Annotated in this window: 27 protein-coding genes; 13 read left to right on the plus strand and 14 right to left on the minus strand. The window is 34.3% G+C overall.

Features of this window, described 5'->3' with window-relative positions; translation table 11 throughout:
* The first annotated feature begins 54 nt into the window (after nt 1–54).
* Genes V6M85_RS08465 through V6M85_RS08475 form a run of 3 tightly spaced genes read left to right on the plus strand, consistent with a single transcriptional unit; the run spans nt 55 to nt 2490 of the window.
* Nucleotides 55–921, plus strand: a complete 867-nt coding sequence (locus tag V6M85_RS08465) for a fumarylacetoacetate hydrolase family protein (protein WP_338598741.1) — start codon at nt 55–57, stop codon at nt 919–921.
* Nucleotides 922–943: 22 nt separating this feature from the next.
* On the plus strand, nt 944–2161 hold the full coding sequence (locus tag V6M85_RS08470; protein ID WP_338598743.1) for a hypothetical protein: 1218 nt from the start codon (nt 944–946) through the stop codon (nt 2159–2161).
* On the plus strand, nt 2146–2490 hold the full coding sequence (locus V6M85_RS08475; protein WP_338598746.1) for a hypothetical protein: 345 nt from the start codon (nt 2146–2148) through the stop codon (nt 2488–2490). The genes V6M85_RS08470 and V6M85_RS08475 overlap by 16 nt, the downstream gene beginning before the upstream one ends.
* Nucleotides 2491–2665: 175 nt before the next feature.
* Here the strand turns inward: V6M85_RS08475 and V6M85_RS08480 are convergent, their stop codons facing one another.
* Nucleotides 2666–4162, minus strand: a complete 1497-nt coding sequence (locus V6M85_RS08480) for a thiamine pyrophosphate-binding protein (protein ID WP_338598748.1) — start codon at nt 4160–4162, stop codon at nt 2666–2668.
* A gap of 515 nt (nt 4163–4677) precedes the next feature.
* Between V6M85_RS08480 and V6M85_RS08485 the strand changes: the two genes are divergently transcribed.
* Nucleotides 4678–5157 carry a dCTP deaminase gene (locus tag V6M85_RS08485; protein ID WP_338598750.1) on the plus strand — a complete coding sequence of 160 codons (480 nt, stop codon included), beginning with the start codon at nt 4678–4680 and terminating at the stop codon, nt 5155–5157.
* A 124-nt stretch (nt 5158–5281) separates the two neighbouring features.
* Here V6M85_RS08485 and V6M85_RS08490 read toward each other — a convergent pair whose 3' ends face one another.
* Entirely contained in the window at nt 5282–5848 is a 567-nt protein-coding gene (locus tag V6M85_RS08490) for a hypothetical protein (protein ID WP_338598752.1), read from the minus strand.
* Between the two features lie 196 nt (nt 5849–6044).
* Here V6M85_RS08490 and V6M85_RS08495 point away from each other — a divergent pair, with 196 nt between their 5' ends.
* Nucleotides 6045–6512, plus strand: coding sequence for a PaREP1 family protein (locus V6M85_RS08495; protein WP_338598754.1), 468 nt, complete (start codon nt 6045–6047; stop codon nt 6510–6512).
* A gap of 216 nt (nt 6513–6728) precedes the next feature.
* Here the strand turns inward: V6M85_RS08495 and V6M85_RS08500 are convergent, their stop codons facing one another.
* Complete coding sequence (locus V6M85_RS08500; RefSeq protein ID WP_338598757.1) at nt 6729–7316, minus strand: class I SAM-dependent methyltransferase; 588 nt, start codon at nt 7314–7316, stop codon at nt 6729–6731.
* Nucleotides 7317–7454: 138 nt separating this feature from the next.
* Complete coding sequence (locus V6M85_RS08505) at nt 7455–8612, minus strand: RNA-guided endonuclease TnpB family protein (RefSeq protein ID WP_338598759.1); 1158 nt, start codon at nt 8610–8612, stop codon at nt 7455–7457.
* A 290-nt stretch (nt 8613–8902) separates the two neighbouring features.
* Here V6M85_RS08505 and V6M85_RS08510 point away from each other — a divergent pair, with 290 nt between their 5' ends.
* Nucleotides 8903–9676 carry a DUF929 domain-containing protein gene (locus tag V6M85_RS08510; RefSeq protein WP_338598762.1) on the plus strand — a complete coding sequence of 258 codons (774 nt, stop codon included), beginning with the start codon at nt 8903–8905 and terminating at the stop codon, nt 9674–9676.
* Between the two features lie 409 nt (nt 9677–10085).
* Here the strand turns inward: V6M85_RS08510 and V6M85_RS08515 are convergent, their stop codons facing one another.
* The gene (locus V6M85_RS08515) at nt 10086–10307 is read right to left on the minus strand and encodes a hypothetical protein (protein WP_338598765.1); all 222 of its coding nucleotides are present in this window, start codon (nt 10305–10307) and stop codon (nt 10086–10088) included.
* 65 nt (nt 10308–10372) lie between these two features.
* Here V6M85_RS08515 and V6M85_RS08520 point away from each other — a divergent pair, with 65 nt between their 5' ends.
* Complete coding sequence (locus V6M85_RS08520; RefSeq protein WP_338598767.1) at nt 10373–12172, plus strand: cation:proton antiporter; 1800 nt, start codon at nt 10373–10375, stop codon at nt 12170–12172.
* 654 nt (nt 12173–12826) lie between these two features.
* Here V6M85_RS08520 and V6M85_RS08525 read toward each other — a convergent pair.
* The 6 genes from V6M85_RS08525 to V6M85_RS08550 form a co-directional block, all read right to left on the minus strand.
* Nucleotides 12827–13555 carry a hypothetical protein gene (locus tag V6M85_RS08525; protein WP_338598769.1) on the minus strand — a complete coding sequence of 243 codons (729 nt, stop codon included), beginning with the start codon at nt 13553–13555 and terminating at the stop codon, nt 12827–12829.
* A 30-nt stretch (nt 13556–13585) separates the two neighbouring features.
* Complete coding sequence (locus V6M85_RS08530; protein ID WP_338598771.1) at nt 13586–14026, minus strand: hypothetical protein; 441 nt, start codon at nt 14024–14026, stop codon at nt 13586–13588.
* A gap of 196 nt (nt 14027–14222) precedes the next feature.
* Nucleotides 14223–14666 (minus strand): quinol oxidase subunit 2, encoded by a 444-nt coding sequence (locus tag V6M85_RS08535; RefSeq protein WP_338598774.1) that lies wholly within the window; start codon nt 14664–14666, stop codon nt 14223–14225.
* Entirely contained in the window at nt 14667–15107 is a 441-nt protein-coding gene (locus V6M85_RS08540) for a cytochrome c oxidase subunit II (protein ID WP_338598777.1), read from the minus strand. It lies immediately after the preceding gene.
* A complete protein-coding gene (locus V6M85_RS08545; RefSeq protein WP_338598778.1) occupies nt 15094–16617 on the minus strand; it encodes a cytochrome bc complex cytochrome b subunit in 1524 nt (507 codons plus the stop codon). The genes V6M85_RS08540 and V6M85_RS08545 overlap by 14 nt, the downstream gene beginning before the upstream one ends.
* A gap of 3 nt (nt 16618–16620) precedes the next feature.
* Entirely contained in the window at nt 16621–17379 is a 759-nt protein-coding gene (locus tag V6M85_RS08550; RefSeq protein ID WP_338598780.1) for a Rieske 2Fe-2S domain-containing protein, read from the minus strand.
* A 140-nt stretch (nt 17380–17519) separates the two neighbouring features.
* On the opposite strand from V6M85_RS08550, the gene V6M85_RS08555 reads away from it, so the two are divergent.
* The 3 genes from V6M85_RS08555 to V6M85_RS08565 all read left to right on the plus strand — a co-directional run bounded on the left by V6M85_RS08555 (nt 17520) and on the right by V6M85_RS08565 (nt 21222).
* Nucleotides 17520–18116, plus strand: a complete 597-nt coding sequence (locus V6M85_RS08555; protein WP_338598781.1) for a sulfocyanin — start codon at nt 17520–17522, stop codon at nt 18114–18116.
* 114 nt (nt 18117–18230) lie between these two features.
* Nucleotides 18231–20600, plus strand: coding sequence for a cbb3-type cytochrome c oxidase subunit I (locus V6M85_RS08560; protein ID WP_338598782.1), 2370 nt, complete (start codon nt 18231–18233; stop codon nt 20598–20600).
* 10 nt (nt 20601–20610) lie between these two features.
* A complete protein-coding gene (locus V6M85_RS08565) occupies nt 20611–21222 on the plus strand; it encodes a DUF1404 domain-containing protein (protein ID WP_338598785.1) in 612 nt (203 codons plus the stop codon).
* Here the strand turns inward: V6M85_RS08565 and V6M85_RS08570 are convergent.
* Nucleotides 21148–21429 carry a DUF5658 family protein gene (locus tag V6M85_RS08570; RefSeq protein ID WP_338598788.1) on the minus strand — a complete coding sequence of 94 codons (282 nt, stop codon included), beginning with the start codon at nt 21427–21429 and terminating at the stop codon, nt 21148–21150. The two genes, V6M85_RS08565 and V6M85_RS08570, sit on opposite strands and share 75 nt — an antisense overlap.
* Before the next feature lie 121 nt (nt 21430–21550).
* Between V6M85_RS08570 and V6M85_RS08575 the strand changes: the two genes are divergently transcribed.
* Nucleotides 21551–21958 (plus strand): hypothetical protein, encoded by a 408-nt coding sequence (locus V6M85_RS08575; protein WP_338598791.1) that lies wholly within the window; start codon nt 21551–21553, stop codon nt 21956–21958.
* On the opposite strand, the gene V6M85_RS08580 is transcribed toward V6M85_RS08575, so the two are convergent.
* Entirely contained in the window at nt 21955–22929 is a 975-nt protein-coding gene (locus V6M85_RS08580; RefSeq protein WP_338598794.1) for a stage II sporulation protein M, read from the minus strand. The genes V6M85_RS08575 and V6M85_RS08580 overlap by 4 nt on opposite strands.
* A 43-nt stretch (nt 22930–22972) precedes the next feature.
* Nucleotides 22973–24070 (minus strand): S-methyl-5-thioribose-1-phosphate isomerase, encoded by a 1098-nt coding sequence (locus V6M85_RS08585; RefSeq protein ID WP_338598796.1) that lies wholly within the window; start codon nt 24068–24070, stop codon nt 22973–22975.
* Between the two features lie 52 nt (nt 24071–24122).
* Between V6M85_RS08585 and V6M85_RS08590 the strand changes: the two genes are divergently transcribed.
* Together V6M85_RS08590 and V6M85_RS08595 are read left to right on the plus strand one after the other, a co-directional pair.
* Nucleotides 24123–25085: an alpha/beta hydrolase gene (locus tag V6M85_RS08590; RefSeq protein ID WP_338598798.1), complete on the plus strand. Its 963-nt coding sequence runs from the start codon at nt 24123–24125 to the stop codon at nt 25083–25085.
* Between the two features lie 197 nt (nt 25086–25282).
* Entirely contained in the window at nt 25283–26197 is a 915-nt protein-coding gene (locus V6M85_RS08595) for an NAD(P)-dependent oxidoreductase (RefSeq protein WP_338604694.1), read from the plus strand.
* Nucleotides 26198–26268 lie beyond the last annotated feature (71 nt).

Raw genomic sequence — 26268 nt, forward strand, 5'->3', positions numbered from 1 at the left:
GCGATGAAACTAGTTTGAGTGAATATATTTTTACCTTAACTGAAAGTAACAAACATGGTTAAGTATATTTCATTTTACGTAGGAAATGCTAGAAAGCTTGGAGTTGTAGAGGGAAACTACGTATATGAGATAACTGATTTCGGGAAGGAAGAGAAAAGAGGCAATGCGTACAAATTAGATGACATAACAACCTTTGACCTTCCAATACAGCCCTCAGCCATAATATGTACATTAGTTAACACGCCTAGGATGATTGGGGTTAATAGTAAGGAGGAAGCTAAGGAGATGGTGAGAAGCCCAAAGTTCTTTCTAAAGTTGCCGACTATCGCAATAGCTCATAAACAGGCAATTATATCTCCTAGCGATGCCATAAGACCAGAAGTGGAAATTGGAATAATTATCAAATCAAAGATGAAAGATATAAAAAAGAGCGAAGTTAAGAATTACATCTTAGGATATACAGTATTTAATGACATAACCTATCCCCCTGGATTAAAAGAGGATTCTTACTACGCGATGAGAAGGGATCCTGCAGATGGAAAGGTTAAAAAGTTGTTAATGAGAGGAACGCATTTCAGAAATAAAGTTAGAGACACATTTGCACCCATGGGACCTTATTTAGTTACTGAAGACGAAATTGGAGACGTTAACTCGCTGAGAATGAGAAGCTATTATAATGGAGAAATAGTACAGGATGGGTATTCGAGTGAATTCATTTTCTCTATAGAGGAGATCTTAACTGAGTTATCTAGAATAGTAACCATTCCACCATTTAGCGTTGTCACTACGGGAAGTATAGGATATATTAAGGCTGAGGAAGCTTCAGAGTTCTTCTTAAAGCCAATTGATAATGCGTTAATGGTTGCTGAGATTGAGAAAATAGGTAAGCTGGAGAATCCACTATTAGTTAAGAATTTATAACTTGATTATCATTCTAATAGACGTGGTAAGAGTTAAGGAGGAAGTCGTTTTAGGTTCTTTGCTTTTCCTATCATCCTTCTTTCCTTATTTTTACCTATCATTACCTTTAATTTACGCTTTAGGCATTTATTTAAGGCTGAAATACTTCCCAGCATTCGTATCAGCAATATTACTTTTGTTCTCTCCTCTTCACTCTGCCATTATACTTATCGCGTATGTGCTATTCTTTATAGATAGGCGTTTCTCAATATCATTTCTCTTAACTACTTTCTTCTCCATCCTCACAGAGAATTATCTCACACTTCTTTTAGGATTCGCAATAGATAGAAGAGGACTAATAGCTTCTGGGATATTCTTTCTAATCCTTGCTGGGGTAACGTTTAATACTACTTACGGTAATTTAGCGTTTTTCTTATTCGTTGCAGGTGTAATCTCCACGTTAATTGAAAATAAGGTTAAAATTGACGCTAAGACTTCAGCTATAGTTTATCTCTCATCCTTGTTAGTGTATTTCCACTTACCCTATCTAATACCAATTTTAGTTTCCTTCTCTCCATTAACCTCCTTACTATTTTCACCATTTCAGCCATATCTCGCTATAATAGCTCTAAAGAAACTAGGAGACTTTAAAAAGATAAAGTGGGGAGGTAAAGTATTTAACTTACTTCCCTCACTCGTATCATTTCTTTACCCACCTTTAGCCTTATCCTCAATAAGTGACGTATTGAGAAAACGCGAGTTCGTATTCTATCTTATTCCCTTCCTAATATCAATTGTATTTTTTGGCTTAGGGGATTACAGTAACTTTCAGCTTCTCGCTATAATCTCACTAGTTCTCCTTGCATCCAGATATATTAACATTTCCAAAGTAATCAGTAGTATAATGATTTTGAAGAATTTCTACCCCTATATAATTTCAGTGGTATTAGAGTTTCTGGCCTTTTACTTTTTTTATCTAAATATACCCAACTTTATCCTTCTCTCTATAGTTGCGATAGCGATATCATTTCCAATCATTTTCAACCCCTATCCCCTATTCCTTTCCTTTTTATCCCTAGTCAACCCTTATGTTGGTCTCTCTTCCATGAGATGGTTCTCTTCAATATTCCTTATTATTCCTTTAATAGCTTATCTTTACTTCAAATTTCCAATATATCCCTATGTGTTCTATGTTGTAGGAGTTTGTTTAAGTATTGTGGGAATTAGAAAATTAGTCAACTTGAATTGTCCTTTATCTTAAATTCATTAATATACTTTTCGTATTCAATATATCTATTTGTTATTGGCGAAGTTATACAAGTTACACTATTTACTTCAATTTCATTGGCGATAGCGGTACTATATTTGCTTCTGAAACTAGATAAAATCAAGATTGACATTTATGAACTGTTATCGTATATTTTAGTGTCATTTCCCGTACCATTCATTTCATTACCGTTCATAGTAGCAAGAAGAAAGCTAAGTGATAGCGATAGCAATCTGTTAATGTTAATTGAAGCTATTGTCGTCATTCTTCTAGTTAAATATATTACTCTTTTACCATCATTAACGTTACCCATTCATGTATAGAGCTAAGTACAAGATTATTTATTACATTATAGAACTAGTGTGTATCATTTGAAAACTGGACAATAATTCTATGAATAGTCCTGATAGAGAGAATAGCCTCAATTTTCAGAAAATCCACAAACTATTACAGAACAGAGATTAGCAGAAATTAGGAGAAAAATAATTATGAATATTTCTATAAGACTATTTCCAGAAGTTTTCTCTTATCATCCCCCATTAGCCACTCTACGTCTCTTTTAGGATCTTTTAACTCTTTAGCCTCAAATCCGTAACCTAAGGCTATTTTCCATGGAGAAGTATGGGGAGAAAGCCAATCCGCCTCAATACCACGTTTAGCTAAAGACCTATAACCCTTATTGTTAATTACAATTACTTTTACTTTACCTTCATATTTTACAGCGCTCCATAATGCTTGAGGAGAATAATTAAAGCTTCCATCTCCTATGATCGCTATAACGTTATTGCCATATAAACTATATCCCACTCCTGCTGATAATCCCCATCCCAATAGGCCAGATCTCGTATTATAGAAAGAGGACGCCTTTAGCTTAACGTTATTAATTAGCAGATCTCTATGTGTTGGTGCCTCAGAGAATATTACATACTTCTCCATGTAACGATTTAACTCTCTGAATATCTCAGCCAGAAAATTATCTTGGTCCTTTTCTCTCTCGCTAAGAATAGTGCTAGTAAAACTAAACTTCTTATTAACCTTTTCAGTAAGTTTAATGATGAAATCCTTAGGACTACATACTATCGTATCCCATTGACGTCTAGTCGCTTCTTTATAATCATAAGTCACCTCTATCACGTTTAGTTTAGCTAAATCTACATCAGGAAATACGACATAATTTAACCATCCACCTAGAACTAAAATTAACTCGTACTTCTCCAATTCTTTCATCACATCAGAAGCGTGATACCTAGATAAAGACCCTTTAAACAATGGATGAGTTGAATCGAAGGGCGATATGCTCATATAAGGTTCGTTATAGACGGGAACGTTTAACTTTTCAGCTAACTTACGTAATTCCTCATTAGCATCGAATAAGGCGATTTCGTAACCTGCAACTATAGCCAAGGAGTTTACACTATTGATCTCATTTATGACGTAATTAATTGTAGCTTCATCGCATAGATTCCCTACAAAATGTTTAGGGATCGTTATTTGATCGCCAGCATCCTTCTCTGCTACGTCTTGGGGTAAAGATATTAGAACTGGACCATATGGTGGCGTGATACTCTCCTTATAAGCTCTGATGAATACTTTGACTGCCTCACTTTCACTTCTGATTTCAAATGCAGACTTAACTACTCCGGCTGAAATTTTTATAAAATCCCCGTAAAGTATTGGCTCATCCACTAATTTGTTAGAATATTGTTGACCAACCAATACGATTAATGGAATTCTACTAACGTAGGCCTCATTGATAAAAGATAACGCATTGGTTAAGCCTGGAGTGGAGTGCAAATTAACAATCTGTGGCTTTTTAGTGGCAAGATAATAGCCTTCAGCCATTCCTACTGCTACTCCGTCGTGAAGAGCTAAGTAATAGGTAAAATCACCTGGCATTTGTCGAAGAAAAGAAAGCTCCGTAGTTCCAGGATTTCCAAATATTTGTCTTATTCCCAAATTTTTCATAATATAAAATATTGTCTCTCCAACTCTCACTAATATAAATAGTTGGCTAACCTTATTAATTTTTATGTTGTATAAATCTATTCCCACGTTAAGTATATGGAAGTCTTAAACGTAGCTTCCTCTCCAGTTTTAAGTTTTCTTGCTACACTTTGAAACTACAACGATAGTAGGTCTCATGTGAATAATTGTAAACGATGTTACATTTACTATGAAATGCACTATAACGTAAGTTTTGAAAATACAAAAAACATTTGGTGCAGAAATTTTATAAATAGAAAGTTAAACGATTCACTTTATTAAAATAAACCATAGTATATGCATAATTATAATCATTCTTTCCTATTTCAATTCTGACTCATTAAACAAATTTTTACCTAGGAAATCCAACTTAATTTAGGTCTAAGTAGACTTGTCCGATTGAGAACCATTTTTCGATTAACCTTTCAAAACTGAACAGCCGTCTACAGATTGTTATTATTTGCATTTTTCAAAGAAGTTCCAATAAGACAAATCTCTTTTAAGGTTCTTTCTGTTAGTCTAATTTTATGATACTCTCTCATCAATCGATAAGACAATTACTAGGAAAAGTAATTTTTAATTACGTTGAAGATAACGTGAGAGAAAACGGATATGACCTAAGAATCTGCGGTGAGAGATATTTCGTGGTAGAAGAGGGAGCAAGTCTACCCAACAAGAAAGCTAGGTTAAGGGAAATAGTCTTTAAAGACTTAGCTGAACTAGAACCGCTCAAAACTTATCTTTTCGAATCTTGTGAAGAGTTTAACACTCCAGACGATTTAGCGATACTAATAACCTTAAAGAGTACCATGGCTAGGAACGGATTCTTGGCCCCTCCCACTGTTATAGATGCTGGATATAAGGGTAAGGTATTTGTCGCAATAACTCCAGTTTATCGCTCATCATTAGCCAAAGGTGTTGGCACACATCATCTCATATTTCTCAAACTAGATCAGAAAACCGAAAGACCTTATAGTGGAAGATACCAAGGAGGAATAGTAATCTAGAGCGAAAGAACTTCAAATCTAATACCTTGTGAGGCTATCTAGTTTGGAACGTTCTTTTACTATGAAGAGAATGTAAAAATTGATGTAAGTTTTGAAAACTCTCACAAAATACAAATCTAAAAAGTTATGGACTTATTTTCACTATTTTAGAATATAATACATATCTTTGCTGAAATATTGGGGAGTATCTTTCTGAAACGTTTATAGGATTAGGGGAAAATATGCAAAACTCACTTAATGGACCCATTGCAAGTTGCTTTCTCCATAGGTTTTGCGAAAAAGGTTCTATTTCCTTATAAAAGTCATCATATTTCATCCCTATGGGCTTTGATATCCAATATGCATATTTATATGAAGGGGATAAGGGATCCCCTTTAATTAGCTTATACAGACCTCCTTTACCGTTTCTTGCCATCTTCGCAACCTCATCATGAAGGGATTTAACATCACTTAGTTCTAGTACAGCGTTGTTAAGTAAATCTAGAGTTTTAGAACTCTCCATGAGATACCAATCCTCATACACATCACCCTCCGTCCAAGGGACATAGCTGACCTTTATGACTAAGGACCCTAAATATCCCTCAATTTTAGCCATTTCATTAAAATATTTATGAAAATTAATTAAAGATTTCTCATATTCTTCTTTAACAAACTCCTTAGCCCTTTGGTGCCAAAACACATATGCTAACATACAATATTTAGTATATAACAGAAGTATTTAAATTAACTTTATATAGATAGTATTGTTACGAAATCCTCTTCGGTTGCCTGGTAACCTTAACTTATCGGAATTGGAAGCTAAGGTATTCGATAAATGAAACGTAAGGCTATCTTATTATTTATTGTTTAAACTCTTATATTTGCAAAAACAGATAGTAAAATGTGGCATGGAGGAACTTATTAAGAAAGCAGAGGAAAAAGGAATTAATGTGGAAGATTTGATACTGCGTGAGATAAATAAGATTGATCCTAAAGAGTCAATTAAAATTAGGATAACCTTAGCAGAAAAATTCTTTGAAGAAGCGGAAAGGTTCATTGAGAAAAACGACCCTATTCAATCATCAGAGAAATTGTATAAAGTTGCTGAAGAGATCGTTAAAGGTTTAGCGGAAAAGTTTAACACAAAAGAATATCAAGAAGCTGAAAGAGATGGAAGATGGTATGCGTTCTTATTACAAAAAGCTTCAATTTCATTAGCTAACATTATAGGAGAATGGATAGAGAACGGATGGAAAACAGCTTACTTATTACATGTGTGGGGGTTTCATGAGCGTAGGTTAGACATCAATGAAGTTAAACAAGATATAAAATATATCAAGGAAATGTTAGATAAGGCTAAACAATATATAAATTGAGAGGAATTGAGTGATTTTCTCTCCTTTCCTTTATATATTATTTATGAGTTGAACTCCATGAAATATCCTTGAACCTTATATCAAGACGCTGAAATTCTTCCATCATCTAAAGCGCTAATTTCCATCATAAAAAATTAGTAACTGATGACTTCTTAGTCAGACTGACATCATTAGCAATGCAATTGGCTTAAAGTTTCCAGACCATTAACGTATTTTTCACTTTACCCTTTTATAAAGGAAAAACGAAAAACCATTTTCTTCTCCGTACCATTCTAAATTAAATAGTGAGGCAAGTTCTTTCTTTATCTTACCTCTAAATACTAGAGTATCAACTATCACAAACCTGCCATCATTCCTTAAGACTCTCTTAACTTCATTACCTATCTTAGTTCTGCCTTCCTTTCCTATATTAGATAAAAACATTACACTATATACTACGTCAAAATATTCATCCCGGTATGGTAATTCGTACCCGTTCCTAAAATCGCTCAAGTTAATTTTAGCGTTATCAATTTCTATATTTCTCATTACTTCATGTTTTGCTACTTTCTCCCAGTCATCGATCGCGTGAAATTCACTACCCTGCATTAGCTTAGATAAAATTACAGTAATTAGTCCATTTCCGCAAGCTAAATCTAGAACATTTCGACCATCTTTTATCAAAGGATATAACCTTCTAGCGATGTAAATCATTTCGTCAATAGATATTCCCATTCTCCATACTGGCTTATATCTGGAATCTACGTTATCTAATTTAATTCCTAACCTAGTGAGTTCTGGATGTGTATCGTTAAAGATACTCATGATGTATAATAAGTTCTTTTGAAAATATAAAAAATAATATACTGATAGATTAGGGTTAGGATCTTAATTGAGCTAATTCACTCCGCAAATTCCTATAAGCTGACTTCCTCCACGCCCTTAAAAGGGCGAGGGTTCCCCCTATCGATTCGGAGTTACATCTCTCATATAGGGGGCAGTCGCGAGGCTCAGAGAACCCCGCCCATACAAATTACACACAGCTACATAATCACGATGATCCTCAAAACCACACTTCTCACACCTAAGCATCCTATATCCATTCCCTTTCAGCTCATATCCACATCTTGGGCAAGTAGTTGAACTATACGCTGGCTTAACGTATATCACGTTCAACCCATGCTTCTTTGCTTCCCACTCAACCCACTCTTGAACGCGTCTGTATTGCATTAAATATAACCTATCTCTGTAGTCTTTCCTCAACCCTTTCACGTGAGAAATCATCTTGTTCAAGTCTTCCAACACGATGTAGTTAGCGTTTAGCCTCTTTGCTTCCTCAACAACCCATTTTCCAACTTTCCTAGCGAAGTCTTGCATGACGTTTCTTGCCTTTATGTGAAAGCTCCTAATCCTATTGAGAATCCTCTTATTCTCTCTCCACCTTCTTTGATACCTCTTCTGCAGTTGCTCTCCTAATCTCTTAAAATGAACAGCATCATCTAGACGTGTTGGAATTTCTATAACTTGTTTATCATTACCTAACGTGATGAAGTCCATGTTTATGTCAACAGCTATAAGCCCCTTAACTTGCTTCTCTACTTGTACTTTCTTTTTCATTGTCACGTTAAGATACCAATTATCTCCTCTCTTAACTAGTCTTGCTTCTTTCACTTTGAAGTCCTTGTACTGTGAAAGATTGTGAGGATAACCCACTATTTTCACTTCTTCCCCCAGTATCTTAGCTGTCATCGTGTTGAAATCAAGAGTATAACTAGCTTTTGGAGTTAACCATAAGGAAACGTTTCTTAGGACTGGAAATCTCCCTTTTTTGGGATTCTTTGACCAACTTTTATACACGGCAATGGCATCACGATAGCAGTCTTGAGCAAGTTTTGATTTTAAACCAAATTTCTCCCTGAGGAGTTCATATAATGCTTTGTGGACTTCTTTTAGAGAAGTGGTTTTGTGTTCATATAACCACTGAAGAACGAACCTCTTGGCACGCATATACTTTTCAGCTAAGGGCTCCAGAGCCGAGGAGTAGATCTTCATTTTAATTGTCACGATCTCCTCCTCGATGGAACTGTCCTCGCGGACAGCTCGCTCTGGAGCTTGTAGCATGAGTGTTTTTCTGTTTTTGTTTTTATTTTAACTTTTCGCGGGCATTCATCTCCGCCTTAAAAAGGCGAAGCTTTCTGCCCGCAATTTTTGTAAAAACATAGGCATACTTATATAACAATCCTTCACATAACTAGACCTGTTTATACATTCTAGCCTTTAATTAGCCATGTTATTATGCTTGTAGCTCGCAAATGTTAAGTTAAATAATTTTTTTATATATTTACTCAAAATTACTTAATCCGCTGAATTAAGGAAAAAGTTTATATTGTGAGGTAATTGGAATAAAGATAATGGATAGAAGAAGTGTAATTATAGCCATTGTTGGAATAATCATCATCATAATCGGTGTAGTAGTATATGTAACACATTTCGTTGCATCGGCTCAATCAATTCCCGCTGGAAAATTCATAAAGATAAGTAATGAAGATTTGGCTCCGAAAGGCAAAGTAATAGTGGTTGTACAATCCTGGTATGGCTGTCCAGTAGGTGCAGCAGCGTCATGGGCAATATATGACGTTTTACAACATTACGGTAATTTAAGCTATGAGTTGCACTACTCTGATCCAGATCACAGCCCTGCTAACATTCCAGGGTTAATATTCACGAATTTCACCAGTAATTCAGTTGTAGAATTCTACGTAGCTTATGTTTATAATGAATACCTAAATGGTTCTTATAACAATACGCCAATTCCACAAGATCAACTAATCCCCGTAGGTGAGCAAATATTGAAAGAAGAATACGCTCAAATGGGATTGCCACCACAAGTTGCGCAGTTAATAATACAATATGAGACGCAAGTGCCAATCTCACAGTATGGAAAACCTGCTGCTATATATGTTAAACCGCCTCATTTAAACTTTGCAATATTAATCTCTGGACCAAACGGTACCTATATAGTAACTACACCAATAGTCAATCCTACAATCCTAGAAGGCTACACACCGCAGTATGTTTTATCTAATATAGGCCAATTCCCCCAAATTATACAGGCTGCACAAATGATACAAAACACCATACTAGAGGCTGCAGGTCCTCTAGCAGGGGAATGTCCAACAATATAAACTAATTATAAGGCATTTTTAATTTTTAGTATTTTTCAAAATTACTTATAATTTTTAGGTTAGATCACTTTTTCCAAATTGATGTTGTTTTTACACAAACTCTTACGAGCACCTATTTCATGTGTTCTCCTTCAAATCTTAGGATTGAAAATCCTATCTACTGTTTTGCCTATTTTTCTTGATATGTTAAGACCATTTTTTGAATGGAGTATTTTTATCGTGAAATTGCCTAAGATCTTATCCACACTTATGTTTTTCTCTTAATTTCAAACTTGACCAGCAATATATGAATTTTGTAAAATGTTAATAATCCACCCACACTACATAATGCTTTTATAACTAGAAGAAAGTTAAAAAATAAAATAAATAAAAAATGTTTAATGAGCATATTCACTTTTTATATTTTCCTCTATTTTAATAATTCTTTACGAATCAGAAAGATATTGTTCAATATCTCCCTAAATTCTTCTCTTTCCTTAATATCATTAAACGAAACGTTATCTATATTTTCAACTAGAATATCTAGAAGTTCCTCCGCCTTATCACAAGCTTCACAATCCACACATTTTTTACACTCTCGACTGAGAAATAATGCCTCAGAATATATTTTCTTCACATCGAGTAGATTCATCAAATATATATTATTATCTAGGAAGCAAATAAACTTTTAATTTCACTATAAGGAATGAGAGTTTGATGAACTATGCTATATTGAGCTTATTGTTACTTTTAACCTTATTGATTTCCTTTATCCTAACTAGGTTTAAAATCTCTCCAGTAATTGCTTACCTTTTAGGCGGTTTGATCGCATATACGTATTTTAATTTTGATTTCAATTCCTCGTATTTCAGCATACTTAATTTCTTAGCCTTGAACTTGTTAGCATTCGAAATAGGAACTTCGTTTGATATCTCTAGGGCTAAGGAATTGTTCAGAAGAGCATTAGGAGTAGCGTTAGTGGAATTAGTCCTAATCTTGTTAATTTCATATTATATAGGTTTATATTTGCTTCATTTAGATCCTCTCGCCTCACTATTTTTAGTAATGGCTTCGATAGACACTAGTACATCTGTTTTATATAAAATAGCCGGAGATAAGTTACAAAAGAGTGATAAGGATCTATTGGTAGCTGTAGCTTCAATTGAAGATGTTGAGGTATTTTTCCTATACTCAATTGCAACAGCGTTAAATGGTTATTTTAATTTTATTAGAGTCTCTTTCGTAGTTATAGAGGTTGTCATAGCATCACTTATAATCTATATTTTCGCTAGGTACTTCCTAACTGGATTATCCATATTCACATCAACTAGGTTAGAAGACGAAAGTATATTGATCCTAATACCCATTGTATTAGTGTTTGTATTCGAATATATATCTGAAGTTACTCAAGTCCCTGTTACCTTAAGTATGATTTTAGCCGGACTAGCATTCTCTTCCATAGGTGGTAATGAAAAGGTAATTAAATATACCGCACCTATTAGGGAGTTTGCGCTTATCTTCTTCTTCTTGTCTGTGGGAAGTTATTTGAGGATAACTCCAGCCATAACTACTTTCGTCATGATATCTTTAATAATACTTGTCATAAAGTACTTCTCATTTAGCATAGCCTCTTGGTTGACCGGTACTACTTTCGTTAAGGCATTTACGAATGGATTGTACATGTTACCAATAAGTGAGTTCGGAATAATAGTTTCATTAGAAGCTATACAACAAGGTATTAACGTTAACGTAATTTATTACATATCAGTTGTTGTCGTGTTAATCTCATCCATAATAGCTTCAATTTTGGCTACAAGAGTAAACGTGTTTCAGAGAGTCATAAATTTCACATATTCTAATTCATATTTTTTAAGACAATTAGACTCTGCAATAATATGGCTCAATAAGACTTTTAGTTCTAGCATTTCCCCAATTTCAAAATCAACTATCTTCAGGGGGTTCATAAAAATGATATTTTACTTAATAATACCTTACGTATTATTTCCACTACTGAACAGCCTAATTAAGAGTATTATTGACCCATTAAATAATAGCGTATTGGATAATTCCCTATACGCTGGAGAAACATTGGTAGCGTTATTTCTTTTATATTTATTCTTAACTGAGGGATCTAAGTTATATTCAACCATCAATAATGAAATAATGATCCGTATTGTAAAGGTGAAAAGTAAATTGTTTAAACAATTTTGGCTAGATTTGACCGCATTTTCTTCTACATTTTACATCGTTGCCATCACCGGAATATACATAATTTTTGAAATAATCCCTTTATTATACAACTTCCCAGTACAACTGGTTTTAATTCTCCTTTTGATAAGTTTATATTTTATCTATAGAAATAGAATTCCTCTAATAACCTTCACAAAGATAGGTGACGAAATTAGTAAAGACATAATAGTAAAATTAACTATAAAGTCTATAAGAAAAATGAAAAAGAGAGAAAGAAATAACGGAAAGAGATTAAGAATTGTAAGAGGAGAAAGAGTTATATCATAATAACTGATTGACTAAGTTTTTACTTAATCATAAATTAAGTAGAGACTATCATCATATTATCTAGAAGGATAAATAGATTTGTTATTAACTTTATTTTATTTAAGAATTAAATACTAAACTTAAAGAAATTCAGCAAGATATCACACATCTTCTACCATTAGCAATTTGTGATAAATACCTACTTTTGGTTTAATAGTATCTACACCTCCTGCAATTTTTCACACGATCAGATCATGAAGGACAAGAGAGAGGGGTAAGTGCTGATGAAGATTCGATCTTGTCTTCAGCCTTAGACAGGTTATGAAAAATAGTCGGATTATAAGAGGCAAAGTATGTAACGCCTAGACGCGGAAAAATTTTCACATAAGATATCTATAAATAAAATGATATTTGATATGAATCATTAATATGGTCTCGTAAAATAAAGAAAAACTATTTATTATAATTAGCCTTTAAGCTAAATTATACTTAGATATTTCCTTTTATTAGTTTCCATAAATTGGGGCTCTTCTTCTCTAAATAATCTTATCTCTATATCTAGATTCTAATCTTAATGTGATTAATAAGAAGTGTAAGAAAGACATATATTGCATAAAAAGTTTCGCTTCAGTCACATAAGACCGATTTAATAAAAAAGTTCTTCAGAGTCACCTTCTATCTTACTAGTTTAGATCTCACTTTCAGAAGCGAGCTCGAGAGATGTTTTAAAAATGCAACAGTTAGGATGGGAAGGGAAACGTATGCTATAAATATAGCTTGCCATGCTGTTGTGGATAAAAATACGATGTTACTCAGCTCCAAAGACTCTGCTAAAAGAACTGGTATTGATACGCAACAACTAGCCCCAGCTATTATCCCTATTAAAGGTATAAATGCAAAATATTTAAATTTCTTATTTATAGATATTATCGTAATTAAACTTGAAGTAACTAAGATGGCTATGTAAAGTCCCATCGCAATACTATAAAGTGATAACTCAATTACTATATTAGGTGGAATGAAAGCAGTTACAGTTGGATTAAACAGTAAAGATAAACCAAAATTAGGTAAGCTAGGAGTGCTTCCAAAAGGTGTACTGAAAACTGAGATGAATGGTGTTTGTGAGTTGACCGTTATTGGTTTGTATATATAAGTTAGTAGTTCAATTATTGCTACACTATAAACTAAATAGTGAACCAATAGGTATGAAGAGAATATACCCCACTTACTTCCCTTTTTATAATCCATCATCACTTGAATTTCCCCTTTAAATACGGTTCTCAAGAACAAATACGATAAGAAGAACCAAAATATGATAATGGGTAATAGGTTATCCAATGGAAATAAATATATTAATAGTAGACTCATGACTATCGGAACTATGGAAAGAAAGTATAACTTCATAAATAAAAATAAGTGGGAAGAGATTTTAAATTATTTTATAAGATTTACCAGCTGACTTATAGATGGAAGGGACAGTGATGTGGTTGCAACATAGCTGACATAATACACCTTACTCCCACTAAGAATATACACTGACTCTGAAAGACCATGAGCGTAATATGATATCATGTAGTTGCCATATTGTTCAGGTGAACTAAGTTGATTTGAATAGAAGAAGCTTTGAGCTTGGCTAGCTGAAGAGAAAGAGTATTGAGTTACAACTAATACATCTCCTTGAGAATCCGATAAAATTTCAGTAATGCTATTATTTCCGGTATAGTAGTTCTGGATATTCCACTTTCCTCCAAGTTGAGCATTTACCGAGCTAGTTGAAATAAAGGGATTTTTGACTGTTAGTACTCCAGACGTTAATCCTACCAATACTATTACCGCTATTATAACTAATGGTAAAATTACTTTCTCTTCTTTCATTACTCTCACTTAATAATATACTATCTAAAAGGTATTTAATAAGCTTTTCTCTCTAATCATTAAATTTAGTATAATTTTCATAATTATTTATGTTTAACAACTTTGATAGAGCTTAAATGGAGTGGGTCATACTTGATAACCCATATTTATTAAAATAATTATATTAAATAGAAATAAAAAAGTGATTATCTTAAGTTTATTCAGTATAGTACAATTTATATACAAGGTAAATAATTGACGCAAATAATAATATCTCCGCAGATGCTAACAAACCAGTGACGAATTGAGAAATAGAAATGTTGAATATCTCATACGTTACCGCAATGGCAGCTATTAGGTCTATTATGAGAGCAGTATAGTAATAAGTAGTTACATTTATTCTCCTAACTTGTGTAACCTCTGATGGGGCTCTAAATTTAACTGATAGAAATACTATACTACCCATGAAAACACCAAAAACTCCTCCAGCTGCTATGTAAGTGACACTCCACAGCCTTTCCACATAACTCGTTATGGGGCTCTGCGTTAAATATCCTAAGTTTCCGAAATTCCCTACCCATAAGAAAAAGAAGAAAAAGGCCAATACACTAATTACCCACCATGCGTAATCCTTACCGGTTAGCCTTTTGCTAGTGCTCATTTAACTCACCACTATGAGAGTACCTTTCATCAAATAATGTCCAGGTCCACAAAATTCAGCACACCATATATCATATACTCCAGGTTTATTAACAACTATATAGAAGTCGTATACATAACCAGGAATTGCCTCAAATTTGAAGCCTAATTGTGGTATGTAGAATGCGTGAATTACATCCTTGGAGGTTATCTCTAAGAGATATGTCTGATTAGCCTTTAACACTAACTTATCAATAGATACAGTTCCATTAGGGTATACGAATTCCCACGCATATTGCATGCCTATAACCTTAATTGGAATAGCATCTTGTTTAGCCGTTGTAGATAAATAAGCGCCAGTGTTTATTGAATTTAGGTAGATATCAGAAAAAACACCTAAAACAGTTAAGATTACTATTGCAAATACTATTGTTGATAATTCGAAAATCCTAGCTTTTTCCATTTCCAATCACCACATTTAAGAAAATTGAAGCAGAAAATAAAAGTAATGAAATACCTAAAAATTGACCAATTATAAATTGGTTAATTATCGCATTGCTAGAAAGTATAAATACTTCATAAAGAGAATATATTAGACCAGCTAATATACCACTGTTTATGAATAATACCGTTAACCCGCTTAGTATCCTTCTCTCCTTATATTCTATTACCACACCACCATCAGTCAATGGTGAGGTTTGCCATCTTGCCAAGACCCTAGGCTGAGCCACATATCTTAATAAGGGCCATATTATCGCAAAACATATTACAAAAATTAGAGCGTCAACTTCTACACCTATCGGTCCTATATCTCTCCCCGGTGTTAGACCAGCCCATACACTATTAACTATAAAGCTCACTATAAAGCCCGTACCTATTGCAATAGAAGCTGGCCTTAATGCAGGATGTGGAGCTTTATGTCTAAATATCCATTCTTCTATAAATGGGAAAAGAACAGTAACTGTTATCCAACCTAAGAATATTAGCGAAGCATTATAGGGACTTACCGACTTATAGAAGAAGTAAATGAATAGGAAATACCAGTCGGGAACTGGTGGAGTTTGTGCTGCTTCTACTGGATTGAATGCGGGCATTGAGTATTTAGGAACTCCACCGCTTATGGTTATATTAAATGGTATAGCTGACGCGATTAGAAATATTGCACCAAACGTTAACAGCATTATCATTACTACCATTCCAATAGATCTCATTAATGGCTGAATTTCCCATTTTGGATCAGATTTTATCTTATCCTGGTATTCATCTATCAACTCAGGATCTCCAGGTTTTACTTGAGATATTGGAGGAGTTATACCATGCTTTTCAAATATATATAAATGTAAACCTATGAAGACTAGAATTAGGCCTCCTACTATCCAATGAAATACGAAAAACCTCTGGACTAAAGGATCTACACCAGACATTATACCGGGCTGGTTAGGATTTACTACTGTCATTAATGAGATCAAATAACCTAGGTTCGCAGGCATATATGAGAATAGATTTAATCCAGTCGTAGTAGCGACCCATGAGATTAAGTTATATGGCAAAGAGTATCCTAAATAAGCCTCAGTTAAAGTTAGTCCAGCTAAGGCACATCCTACTATCCACATAATCTCTCTTGGAGGTCTATAAGCACCTACAAGGAAGTTTCTGGTCATGTGAATCAATAACAGAAAGACCATCGCATAAGCACCCCAACTATGAAGACTAAAGAGCAATGCACCATAGGGAACTTTACTTATCAAATATGTCGTAGCAGTATATGGATCGCTAGGAGTGTAATAAAGTGCTATTAACGCACCAGTAATAACTTCAAAAATAAATGCTGAGAGAACTAGCCCTCCAAGCCAATAATCTATGGAGTAAGCGTATCTCGGTGCAGGTCTTAATGTATGTCCATAAATTCCTAATCTTTCATCTAACCATCTCATAAACCTATCAAATAATCCACTCCTCTCCTCATTTACCATTTCCTAACCACCTTTACTACATGATGGATTAGAAGGCACACTATAATCGTATCTAGGATCATAAAGCAGGTTATCTGATGGAGTAGTTCTAGGTATTGATGCACTGAAATAGGGAGCATTAGTTCCAACGGCATATATGTCTCCGGTATTTTGGTCATATTCTAAAAATACTATAGGTAAGGGTCTAGGAGCAGGTCCTCCGACCACTATACCTCCCTTGGCTAATAAATACATAGATCCGTGGCAAGGACAATGAAGAACTGAATTTTGAATGTCTAATCCTGGGTTATTATCAGAAGTTACTAGAACTTGTGCGGGCAATTGGCAACCTAGATGGACACAGACATCAGAGAAAGCATAAATGGAATTATTAGGACCTACACCATTTATAGTCTTTATTTGGCCTAATGGTCCAGCGTATTGGCCGTAGTATGGATTAGGTATTTGCGGTACAGGTTTACCCAATAATGCTTCTAAATCCACTAAGAAACACGGCTCATTAGTAAGTGGATATGAAAAGAAGTAAACTGGACATCCTGAACTTTTTACTTGTTGCTGGAAATCACTAACGTTCACTATTTTATATTTTGGAAACCCGCCTATACCATCATTATTGTTAGCAACTAGATACTGTTTTGAAATAGAACCTAACTCGTTGTAGAAATATCCCACATAATCAGCTAAGGGTTTTATCATTGGGGCTATAGCTATTGCGGCTCCTACTACTAAATATAGTCTTAAAAATGTCCTTCTGTTCATCATTTTAATATGACTTTATAAGATATTTAAGTTTTGTCGTATAACATTATTAACTTATATTTACATCCTTTAATATAGAACATGATTATGATACTCTATATAAGGTAATAAATTTATAAATTTAAGTTATGGTATTTTAGCATATGAAAGCACAATCCTCCATTCTACCCGTTATTGTGGGAATATTAGTAGCTATAATAGCAGTGGGAGTATCAGTATATGCATATTATGAATATCAGATACTTTCAGCTCCAACTACCACTTCAACTAGTACCTCCACTTCTACATCTAGCCAGATACCATTAAAATACGACTCAACAAATAAGACAGTATTTTTAACCATAGCTGTTCTGACTACTGGTCCATCTTTCAACTTTAATGGGACTAGTAATGGACAGCTTGTAATTTACATTCCTGCTGGATGGTCAATATATGTTACCTATATAAATGAACAATCCCTTCCCCACAATTTAATATTACTTGAGAACGATACTGCAACTCCTAATAATGCAGATGTGGGACAGTTCGGTAAGATATTATATATCGTTGGGGCTACTACTAGTAATTACCAGACTACTGGCATCTCAAGTGGTCAGTCAGTTAGTGGATTATGGGGACCTATAAATGCGGGTACCTATATGCTAGTTTGTGGCATTTTAGGTCATGCTGAAAGTGGAATGTGGGCAGTAGTTGTAGCCTCTCCCAACGTAACTACTCCTTATGCTACTACTGCGGGTTAAGTAGATAAGAAATATATGTTTTTTTATTTAATAATCTAAGTAACTCTAATTTGCTTAGGTTTATTGGCTTTTAATAGAAAGATTTAAAAAATAAAATTTAAACAACTATATGTGATGAACATAAAAAGAATATTAAAGGTCGCATTATACACAACTAACGCAAGCGATATTGGACAAATGTATATAACTATAGGTATAATTTCATTAATAGCAGGAGCGATAAACGCAGCTCTAATAAGATATCAATTAACATATCAATCATTAAGTGCTGTCGAATACTATAATGCAGTATCATTACATGGAATCTTCATGATATTTTTCATGGTAATGCCAATATCAGTAGGTTTTGCAAACTACCTAATTCCCAGAATGATAGGCGCGCATGATCTATATTGGCCTAGGATCAATGCACTTTCATTCTGGATTCTTGTACCAGCAGTTTTCTTAACCATAATCGCTCCTTGGTTTGGACCTATAAATACAGGCTGGTACATGTACGCGCCTCTTTCAGTTGAGCTTTCCGTAAATGGAGGACTAGGAGTCACACTGGTTGAGACTGCACTCATCTTATCTGGAATTTCATCAACTTTAACTGGTGTTAATTTTCTAATGACTATAATAAAGCTAAAGAAAGTACCTTATTTCAAAATGTCCTTATTTACTTGGTCCTTCTTTGCAACTGCAATTCTATTAGTAGTAGCAATGCCCCCACTAACTGCGGGTTTAGTGTTTGCTTATTTAGAAAGGATGTGGAATCTCCCATTTTTCGATGCAACGTTAGGAGGTAGTCCAGTGTTATGGCAAAACCTATTCTGGTTCTTCGGACATCCAGAGGTTTATATACTAATGTTACCTGCTATGGGATTAGTCGGAGAAATATTACCTAGAATGGTGGGGAGACAAATCTACGGTTATAAGGCATTAGCACTATCTTCCATGGCTATAGCGTTTTTAAGTGTTTTAGGAGTATGGATGCATCACATGTTCACTGCAATAGATAACACAATAGCTCAAATGGTAGCTTCAGCTACTACTATGGCAATAGCAGTACCATCTGGTGTAAAAGTATTTAATTGGACTGCAACATTGTATGGAGGAGAAATAAGATTTAAAGCACCGGCGGTATTAGTAATCTCGTTTATTGCCCTATTTCTAGTTGGAGGAATTACCGGAGTATTTTTCCCCTTAGTACCTCTAGATTACGCATTCAATGGTACGTACTTAGTAGTTGGACATTTCCATTATATGGTGTTTGCTATATTAGTAGCATTACTAGCTGGTTTAATTTATTACTTCCCATATTTCAGTGGAAAGTGGTATCATGAAGATATAGTGAAAAGTGGAACCATACTAATAGTAGCTGGTACATTTCTGATAGCGACCGGAATGACAATTGATGGAGTTTTAGGCATGCCAAGGAGATATGCTGAAGTACCTTCTCCAATATACGTACCCTTCCAACAAATGATAGATGTAGGAGGAATATTAATGGGAATAGGATTAGTTATGGCATTTGTAGATTTAGTCTACTGCTGGATAAGAGGAAAAACTGTTGAGACCATAGATCCATGGAATGCGATATCAATTGGCCTAGCTGATTTCTATATCAAACCAGTAAAATTGCCTCTAAGTTTTGGAAAATCACTGGATGGTGCTTTTGATGAAGAATACCACGGAATAAGTTTTCCATATTATAGCATATTGGGAATAATGCTCTCATTTATACCACTGGGCTTCATATTCATGTTCATAAATCTAATACCAATAGGTATACTGCTTCTGGCTATATTCATGGCTACTGGAATATATTGGGCTTACGATCAATGGTTTAAGTCAATTCCGCCACCTATGCAATTAGATGGTGGTTCTCCTTCCACACATGGAAGCATGGCCAATGGGGCTGGTGTCACACCTGCATTAGGAACTATAATAATGAGAGATGCTAGAAGTGCGGTATTGTGGTTTATATTAGCGGAGATATGTCTGTTCGGTTCCTTTATTGGGGGATATATGTTTGTAGCAAGTCCAATAACTAATCCAATAGCTTACGCTAATGTGCCTCCATTACGAGTAGAATACTTCCCATTGCCCACAGTAATGACTATAATACTACTTTCAAGTTCTATACCAGCACACTTAGCATATGAGGAGTTTAAGAAGGGAAATATAAAGATGTTCAAAACTCTAGGAATACTTACGGCTGTAATGGGCTTTACATTCTTAATGGGGCAAGTATACGAATTCACACATGTAATTCACTTCACTCCTCAGCAGTCAGCCTTTACTGCGTTCTTCTTCAGCACAGTGAGCTTACACGGATTTCACGTTATTATGGGACTAGTAGTATGGACATTTGTTCTATTGAGAACGTTTAAAGGAGTAACACCTTATGGTGGTGCAGTAGCAGCAACCTATTACTGGCACTTCGTAGATGCCATATGGGTTGTGGTATTTAGTACATTCTATCTGCATTTGTTCGTATAAAGGTGAAAAAGTGAAATATTATTATTTTTTTATTCTAACTTTATCTCTTTTTCTTATCGCAATTACTGTGAACCCTTTCACTGAGGAGTATATGTTTGTCAATCCAATTCCTTACATGTTAGCCCACTATTCCCTTTTCGGAGCAGGAATACTAATATCATATTATACTCTTAGTAAGAAAAATTTTCCCCTTAACAAGAACATATCCCTAACAATAGGTGTTCTAATTGCTTTTATCTGGCATTACCCTCTCTTCTTTAATCTGGGAGCAGAGAGTTTATTTATACGAATTATTGAGGAAATTACTTTATTTATTGGAGGGATTCTAATAGGTTTCTCCCTTAAAGAAATCACTAGAAATATGAAAGTTCTTCTTCTCGCATTGTGGATGATAGGAGATTCAATTTTATCTCTAATATTGATGGTAAGTCCAAATCTTTACACCACTGTGTATAGTGTTAAGGAGTTAGAATACTTGGGAATTATAATGTTTCTTATGATGAATTTAATAGCCGTTTATATTCTGCTAAACTATATAAATAAAATGTTAAGCGAGGAGAAGGATATTGTTAATGAAGACTATCAGAGAAATCCCTATTCCAAGAATAAGAACTATGTCTAGCTTGGTGTATTTATAAAGGAAGTATATAACGCCTAGTACACCAACCTTTATGAGAAGGAAAGACAGGATAAATAGGGGAAATGGTAAAGAGGAGTACAAGGCATTTATTATTGGGTTACTTTCTGTAAGTCCTTTAGATAATCCCAAAGCAGTTGTTATAACGTCAAGCGTCATGAAAGTAGTTAACGGAACTAATAGGGTTTTCATAAGATAATATTTTAATTTTTACTTAAAAAGATGATATGTAATCTTTCCCACATCTATGTACAAGTGTATGCAACTGTGTTTTTGAAATTATTTTTAATAAGGAGAGTATCAATAATATATTATGAGTCTTGAAGATCAAGTATTAAAATTTCTCACTGACATGTCAAGAAAGGAAGAAGAGATTGAATACTTAATAATAAATATGTTTAAACAACAATTAGAAAATAAGGGAGTTAAGTTAGGTAAAATAAGGAGAGAATATTTAGTGGATGATTTGGGAATCTTGCGAGTAGGATATGCTATTCCGATAATGTATTATGAAGATAATAACGAAATTTATTTGTTTTTAGCAAAAAATTATGCTGACTATTCAAGTATAGAACAGCTACTGATAAGAGAAAAAATTTTGAAGAACAAGTTCTCAAAAGATGTAAGATCTTTTTTAGTGGCGTACACAATACCTAAAAAGTATTATGAGATTGCTGTGAAAATGGGTATAGAGGTAATAAGTCAGAATGTAATAAGCTAGATCATGTTTAGATATCTAGCTAATTCAAACAAGTAGCTCTTAAATATAGCGAAATCGCTTAACCTATTTTCAACTCTAATTTTAAATGCTTCATTATATATATCATACAATTGGGGATTTCCCACTCTATTAGCTACTGCTCTAATTATGTTATCATAATCCTCCTTAGAATATGTAGGCATATTTAGTTTAACTCCGACTGCAGCTATTAGATAAAATATCGCCTCCCAGTAATATCTCATTGCTTCAACTAAATTTCCTTGACTTTCGAAGTAACTTGCAGTGTTCCAATTTTGGTTATACTTAGAGATATAATCCGCATATGAGGGTTGTAGTTGGATAGGTTGTTGTTGAGTAGATTGCATCGCTATCTGCTGACTAGGCACTTTAATGTAACCGTCTGCCTTTTTCTGCAAAAATTCATAAAGAAAGTATAAGAATACAAATGCAGGTAATGAGTATAACCAGAACAGATAGGGATTACTAACGTAAAATTCTCCAGATTCCACTAAAGCTGCTAGAAAGAGTTCTATGGGTACAATTATGAGAGTTAAGAGCCCCCTAATCCATTCTCTAGGCTTAATTATTATGTACAACCCACTTGAAGCAGCTACTGCATAAGAAGGTAATTCTAGCCAAGAATGAGGTAATGTCATTAAACTTAAGGCTGCTAATATACCAGGGACGTTAACACTAGCCGAAAATGCACTTAGTACCATTCCAGTAGAATAGATACTTATCGCTAAAACTGCTAATCCAGCTGCTGGAATGAAGTCCAACATTGCTACTCCTAAATTATGAGTGAATATCTGAAATACTTTACCTAAATACGACTCGTTTAAGACCTGACTCTCAGTGTTATTAAATTCTGAAACCAATGAAGGATTGTTCTGCGGTATGGCTGACGCTATTAGGAACAATACTACCTCGACCACAAATACGATTAAAATAATTTTTGTTAGCTCTCTCATTAAGGTTAATTCGGATTCGGCATTTAAATTCCTTTTCCTAACTTTACCTTTCAACAATTTTTTTGACATTTTCATTAAATGGCGGATAAATTATTCCCTTCTCAGTTATTATTGCAGTAATGTATTTTGGAGGTGTAACATCGAATACAGGATTATAAACGTTAACGTTTTCTGGAGCTATTGGGATTCCCTTAATTGTTCTAACCTCATTGGGGTCTCTTTCTTCAATTTTTATATCAGTAACGTCACTCTTAAGATCGAAACTTGAAGTTGGTGCTAGTACGTAAAATGGTACTCCTAGCTCATGAGCTATTACTGCTTCCTTAAAAGTACCTATTTTATTGAATACATGCCCATCCCTCAATATTCTATCAGCTCCTACCATAACCCCATTTACCATGCCCTTATACATTACTAATCCTACAGCGGTATCAGTTATCAAAGTAACCTTTATTCCCTCTGCCATTAACTCGTAAACTGTAAGCCTACTACCTTGTAGCCAAGGTCTAGTTTCAGGTGCTATTACTGACACATCAATTCCTAAGGCCTTTGCTAACTTAACTGGAGCCAATGCAGTACCTAAACCAGTTCCCGTAGCTAAACCTCCAGCGTTGCATTGAGTTAATATTGTATCACCGTTATTGATTTTCTCCAAGCCATAAAGCCCCATTAGTATTTCAGCTTCATATTCCTCATCGAAGATTCTCTTAGCCTCGATCTTCATTAGGTGAATTAATTCATTTAGACTTTTTGCCTCGCCATTTTCTATTGCGTTTTTAGCAAAGTTTAACATTCTAGAAGTAGCCCATGCTAAGTTAATTGCTGTGGGTCTAGCTGAATCTAAAATGCTCTTAGCCCTAGTTAACTCTTTTAACGCGTCATTTAAATTCTGTATTCTGTCATTTCTCAGTGCTAGCACCATTCCATAGCCCGCAGTTATACCTATTGCTGGAGCGCCTCTAACTTGCATGTTTTTTATAGCTGATGCAGTAGTTTCAACGTCTTTTAAATCAACGTAAACTGTCTGAAATGGTAATAAGGATTGATCTAAAATTGTTAGAGTATTAGTTTCATCCCTCCAAATTATTGGTAATAATTTAGGTTTGAAAATTTCCTTTACTTCCTTTACTGTTAATTTCATATGATATAATGAAGGAAAGAAGATTTAAAGCTTAAGTAAGGTAAAGAATATCGTGAAATTATCAGTTATCGAATTTGAAAGTGATCTGCTAAGGGATAATCCATTAAGGGATCCTTACAAGAGAAAAGTAGGAATAATTTCTCCCGATAATCCTGAAGGAAGACCAATCTTAATACACCTCAGTGGCTATCTCTCATCTTCTCTTACACAACTAAATTATAACCCATTTGGAGAGGATATGAAAAGTAGGCTTGAGAGATTAGAACGTGAGGGAAAAATTAAAGGTTCAATAATAGTTCTTCCTGACATGTTCACTAAAGTTGGTGGAAATCAATACATAAATTCCACAGCAGTAGGTATGTATGAGGATTTCCTTATAAAGGAACTAATACCGTATTTAGTGGACGAGTTTAAGAGTGATAATATAGGAATCTTTGGTCACTCTTCTGGAGGATATGGTGCATTATATCTAGGCATGAAATATCCCAATTTGATTAAAGCCATAGCTGATCACGCAGGGGATGCCTATTTCGAGTATGTATACTTGCCTACATTTCCTAAAGCTATTGAACAACTTAGGAAATTCAAAAATCACAGAGAGTGGTTAGAGAATTATTGGAAAAAGGAGAATAAGCATCACAGAGAGGATCTAATAACGCTAAACGTAATTGGCATGTCCGCTTTTTATTCTCCCAATGGAGAGGACTTTGAATTGCCCTTTGACGTAGAAACGGGGGAAATTAATGAAAGCGTGTGGAAGAAGTGGATAGAGAAAGATCCGGTAAGAATGATTGATAATTACGTAGATAATTTGAGAAAACTAAAACTAATTTTTATTGATGTTGGAAAGAAAGATGAGTTCAATATACAATACGGTAGTAGAATTTTACATAAGAAAATGGAAAAATATGGTATACCCCATTATTATGAGGAATTTAACGATGGTCACCTTAATACATCGTATAGATACGATATATCGGTAAGTTTGTTAGAAAAGACTTTTCAGTATCAATAACTCACATGAAAAAGATATACTCTTAACCTCGTAATCTGTACAACTGCGACGCATTAAGCATTAACACTAATATAATTTATGATGAATTGTGGAGAGAAAGAGAGTCAAAATTCTTTGTAAAGAGGTCTCTTTAATTTAACCTCTCGTTAAAAATCTAAGATTAATTACTTTTAACCTATAAAAAGGATAGATATATGATGAGAATTTTAACCTTAGGTGGTACAGGATTTGTAGGAAGCAACTTTGTAAGATATGCGATAAATAAGGGACACGAAGTTTTAGTCTATGCTAGAAGTATGAATCAATACGCAAAAGCTTTACAAGAAATTGGAGCAAACATAATTTTATCGTATGAAAATTATTTGAAGGATGTCGATTGCTTAGTTTACTTTATAGGCGCAATGTGGGCGAAAGATCCTAAGGAATTTGATTATTTACAGGTTAGATTGCCATATGAAATTGGTCAGAAATTTTTCAGAGTAAATTCTGGAAAGTTCATTTATATTAGTAGTATTGGAGTTTCTGAAAACATAGATGCAAAAGAGAGACCTATTGTTGAGGAATCCTCACATTGCCTAGGATTAAATCCAAACACTCTTCATGGCATTACCAAATGTGAAGGAGAGAAAAGAATTGCTACTTTTCCCAATTACGCAATACTTCGTTTCCCCATAATTTACGGTCCTTATAGTAGGATTATGATGTGGAGGATTTTCATGTGGTTAGTATCACATGGCGTGGGTATAAAAAATGATAATCTTTTCAGCGTTGTATCTACAATAAATACCTCAAAGGCTATAGAATTGAGTTGCAAATACAAGAGAAATGATTACTTTTATATAACTGATAGAGAGCCAAGTAGTCTAACAAGCCTCTTTTTAGATGCTTCTAAAGCCATAAATAGGGAGATAAAAGGCTGGATTCCATTCAACGTAAAAATCTTAGAACCTTTTAGATCTGCTCATGAAATCCTAAAGATGGCTTATGATGTTCTTTCAAGGCAGTTAATATACTCATATGCAAAGGCTGAAAGAGAATTAGGTTATACGCCAGAAGATGTTAGAATAGAGACTTTTAAAGAGATGGCTAAGTATTATGGGATAATTACATAGCATATTTTCATCTAAATATGATATAATCTTAATAATGTAGATAATGCCCAAATGGAAGCAGAAATTGGTTT

The sequence above is a fragment of the Sulfolobus tengchongensis genome (genome assembly GCF_036967215.1).
GTDB classification, from domain to species: domain Archaea; phylum Thermoproteota; class Thermoprotei_A; order Sulfolobales; family Sulfolobaceae; genus Saccharolobus; species Saccharolobus tengchongensis_A.

Coding starts and splice junctions, on each gene's coding strand:
- V6M85_RS08520 (WP_338598767.1), top strand. CDS start 10,373: ATGAACTATGCTATATTGAGCTTATTGTTACTTTTAACCTTATTGATT.
- V6M85_RS08515 (WP_338598765.1), bottom strand. CDS start 10,307: ATGAATCTACTCGATGTGAAGAAAATATATTCTGAGGCATTATTTCTC.
- V6M85_RS08510 (WP_338598762.1), top strand. CDS start 8,903: ATGGATAGAAGAAGTGTAATTATAGCCATTGTTGGAATAATCATCATC.
- V6M85_RS08500 (WP_338598757.1), bottom strand. CDS start 7,316: ATGAGTATCTTTAACGATACACATCCAGAACTCACTAGGTTAGGAATT.
- V6M85_RS08490 (WP_338598752.1), bottom strand. CDS start 5,848: ATGTTAGCATATGTGTTTTGGCACCAAAGGGCTAAGGAGTTTGTTAAA.
- V6M85_RS08550 (WP_338598780.1), bottom strand. CDS start 17,379: ATGATGAACAGAAGGACATTTTTAAGACTATATTTAGTAGTAGGAGCC.
- V6M85_RS08595 (WP_338604694.1), top strand. CDS start 25,283: ATGAGAATTTTAACCTTAGGTGGTACAGGATTTGTAGGAAGCAACTTT.
- V6M85_RS08570 (WP_338598788.1), bottom strand. CDS start 21,429: ATGAAAACCCTATTAGTTCCGTTAACTACTTTCATGACGCTTGACGTT.
- V6M85_RS08535 (WP_338598774.1), bottom strand. CDS start 14,666: ATGAGCACTAGCAAAAGGCTAACCGGTAAGGATTACGCATGGTGGGTA.
- V6M85_RS08560 (WP_338598782.1), top strand. CDS start 18,231: ATGAACATAAAAAGAATATTAAAGGTCGCATTATACACAACTAACGCA.
- V6M85_RS08580 (WP_338598794.1), bottom strand. CDS start 22,929: ATGAGAGAGCTAACAAAAATTATTTTAATCGTATTTGTGGTCGAGGTA.
- V6M85_RS08540 (WP_338598777.1), bottom strand. CDS start 15,107: ATGGAAAAAGCTAGGATTTTCGAATTATCAACAATAGTATTTGCAATA.
- V6M85_RS08485 (WP_338598750.1), top strand. CDS start 4,678: ATGATACTCTCTCATCAATCGATAAGACAATTACTAGGAAAAGTAATT.
- V6M85_RS08545 (WP_338598778.1), bottom strand. CDS start 16,617: ATGGTAAATGAGGAGAGGAGTGGATTATTTGATAGGTTTATGAGATGG.
- V6M85_RS08575 (WP_338598791.1), top strand. CDS start 21,551: ATGAGTCTTGAAGATCAAGTATTAAAATTTCTCACTGACATGTCAAGA.
- V6M85_RS08530 (WP_338598771.1), bottom strand. CDS start 14,026: ATGAAAGAAGAGAAAGTAATTTTACCATTAGTTATAATAGCGGTAATA.
- V6M85_RS08555 (WP_338598781.1), top strand. CDS start 17,520: ATGAAAGCACAATCCTCCATTCTACCCGTTATTGTGGGAATATTAGTA.
- V6M85_RS08495 (WP_338598754.1), top strand. CDS start 6,045: ATGGAGGAACTTATTAAGAAAGCAGAGGAAAAAGGAATTAATGTGGAA.
- V6M85_RS08585 (WP_338598796.1), bottom strand. CDS start 24,070: ATGAAATTAACAGTAAAGGAAGTAAAGGAAATTTTCAAACCTAAATTA.
- V6M85_RS08525 (WP_338598769.1), bottom strand. CDS start 13,555: ATGAAGTTATACTTTCTTTCCATAGTTCCGATAGTCATGAGTCTACTA.
- V6M85_RS08505 (WP_338598759.1), bottom strand. CDS start 8,612: ATGCTACAAGCTCCAGAGCGAGCTGTCCGCGAGGACAGTTCCATCGAG.
- V6M85_RS08465 (WP_338598741.1), top strand. CDS start 55: ATGGTTAAGTATATTTCATTTTACGTAGGAAATGCTAGAAAGCTTGGA.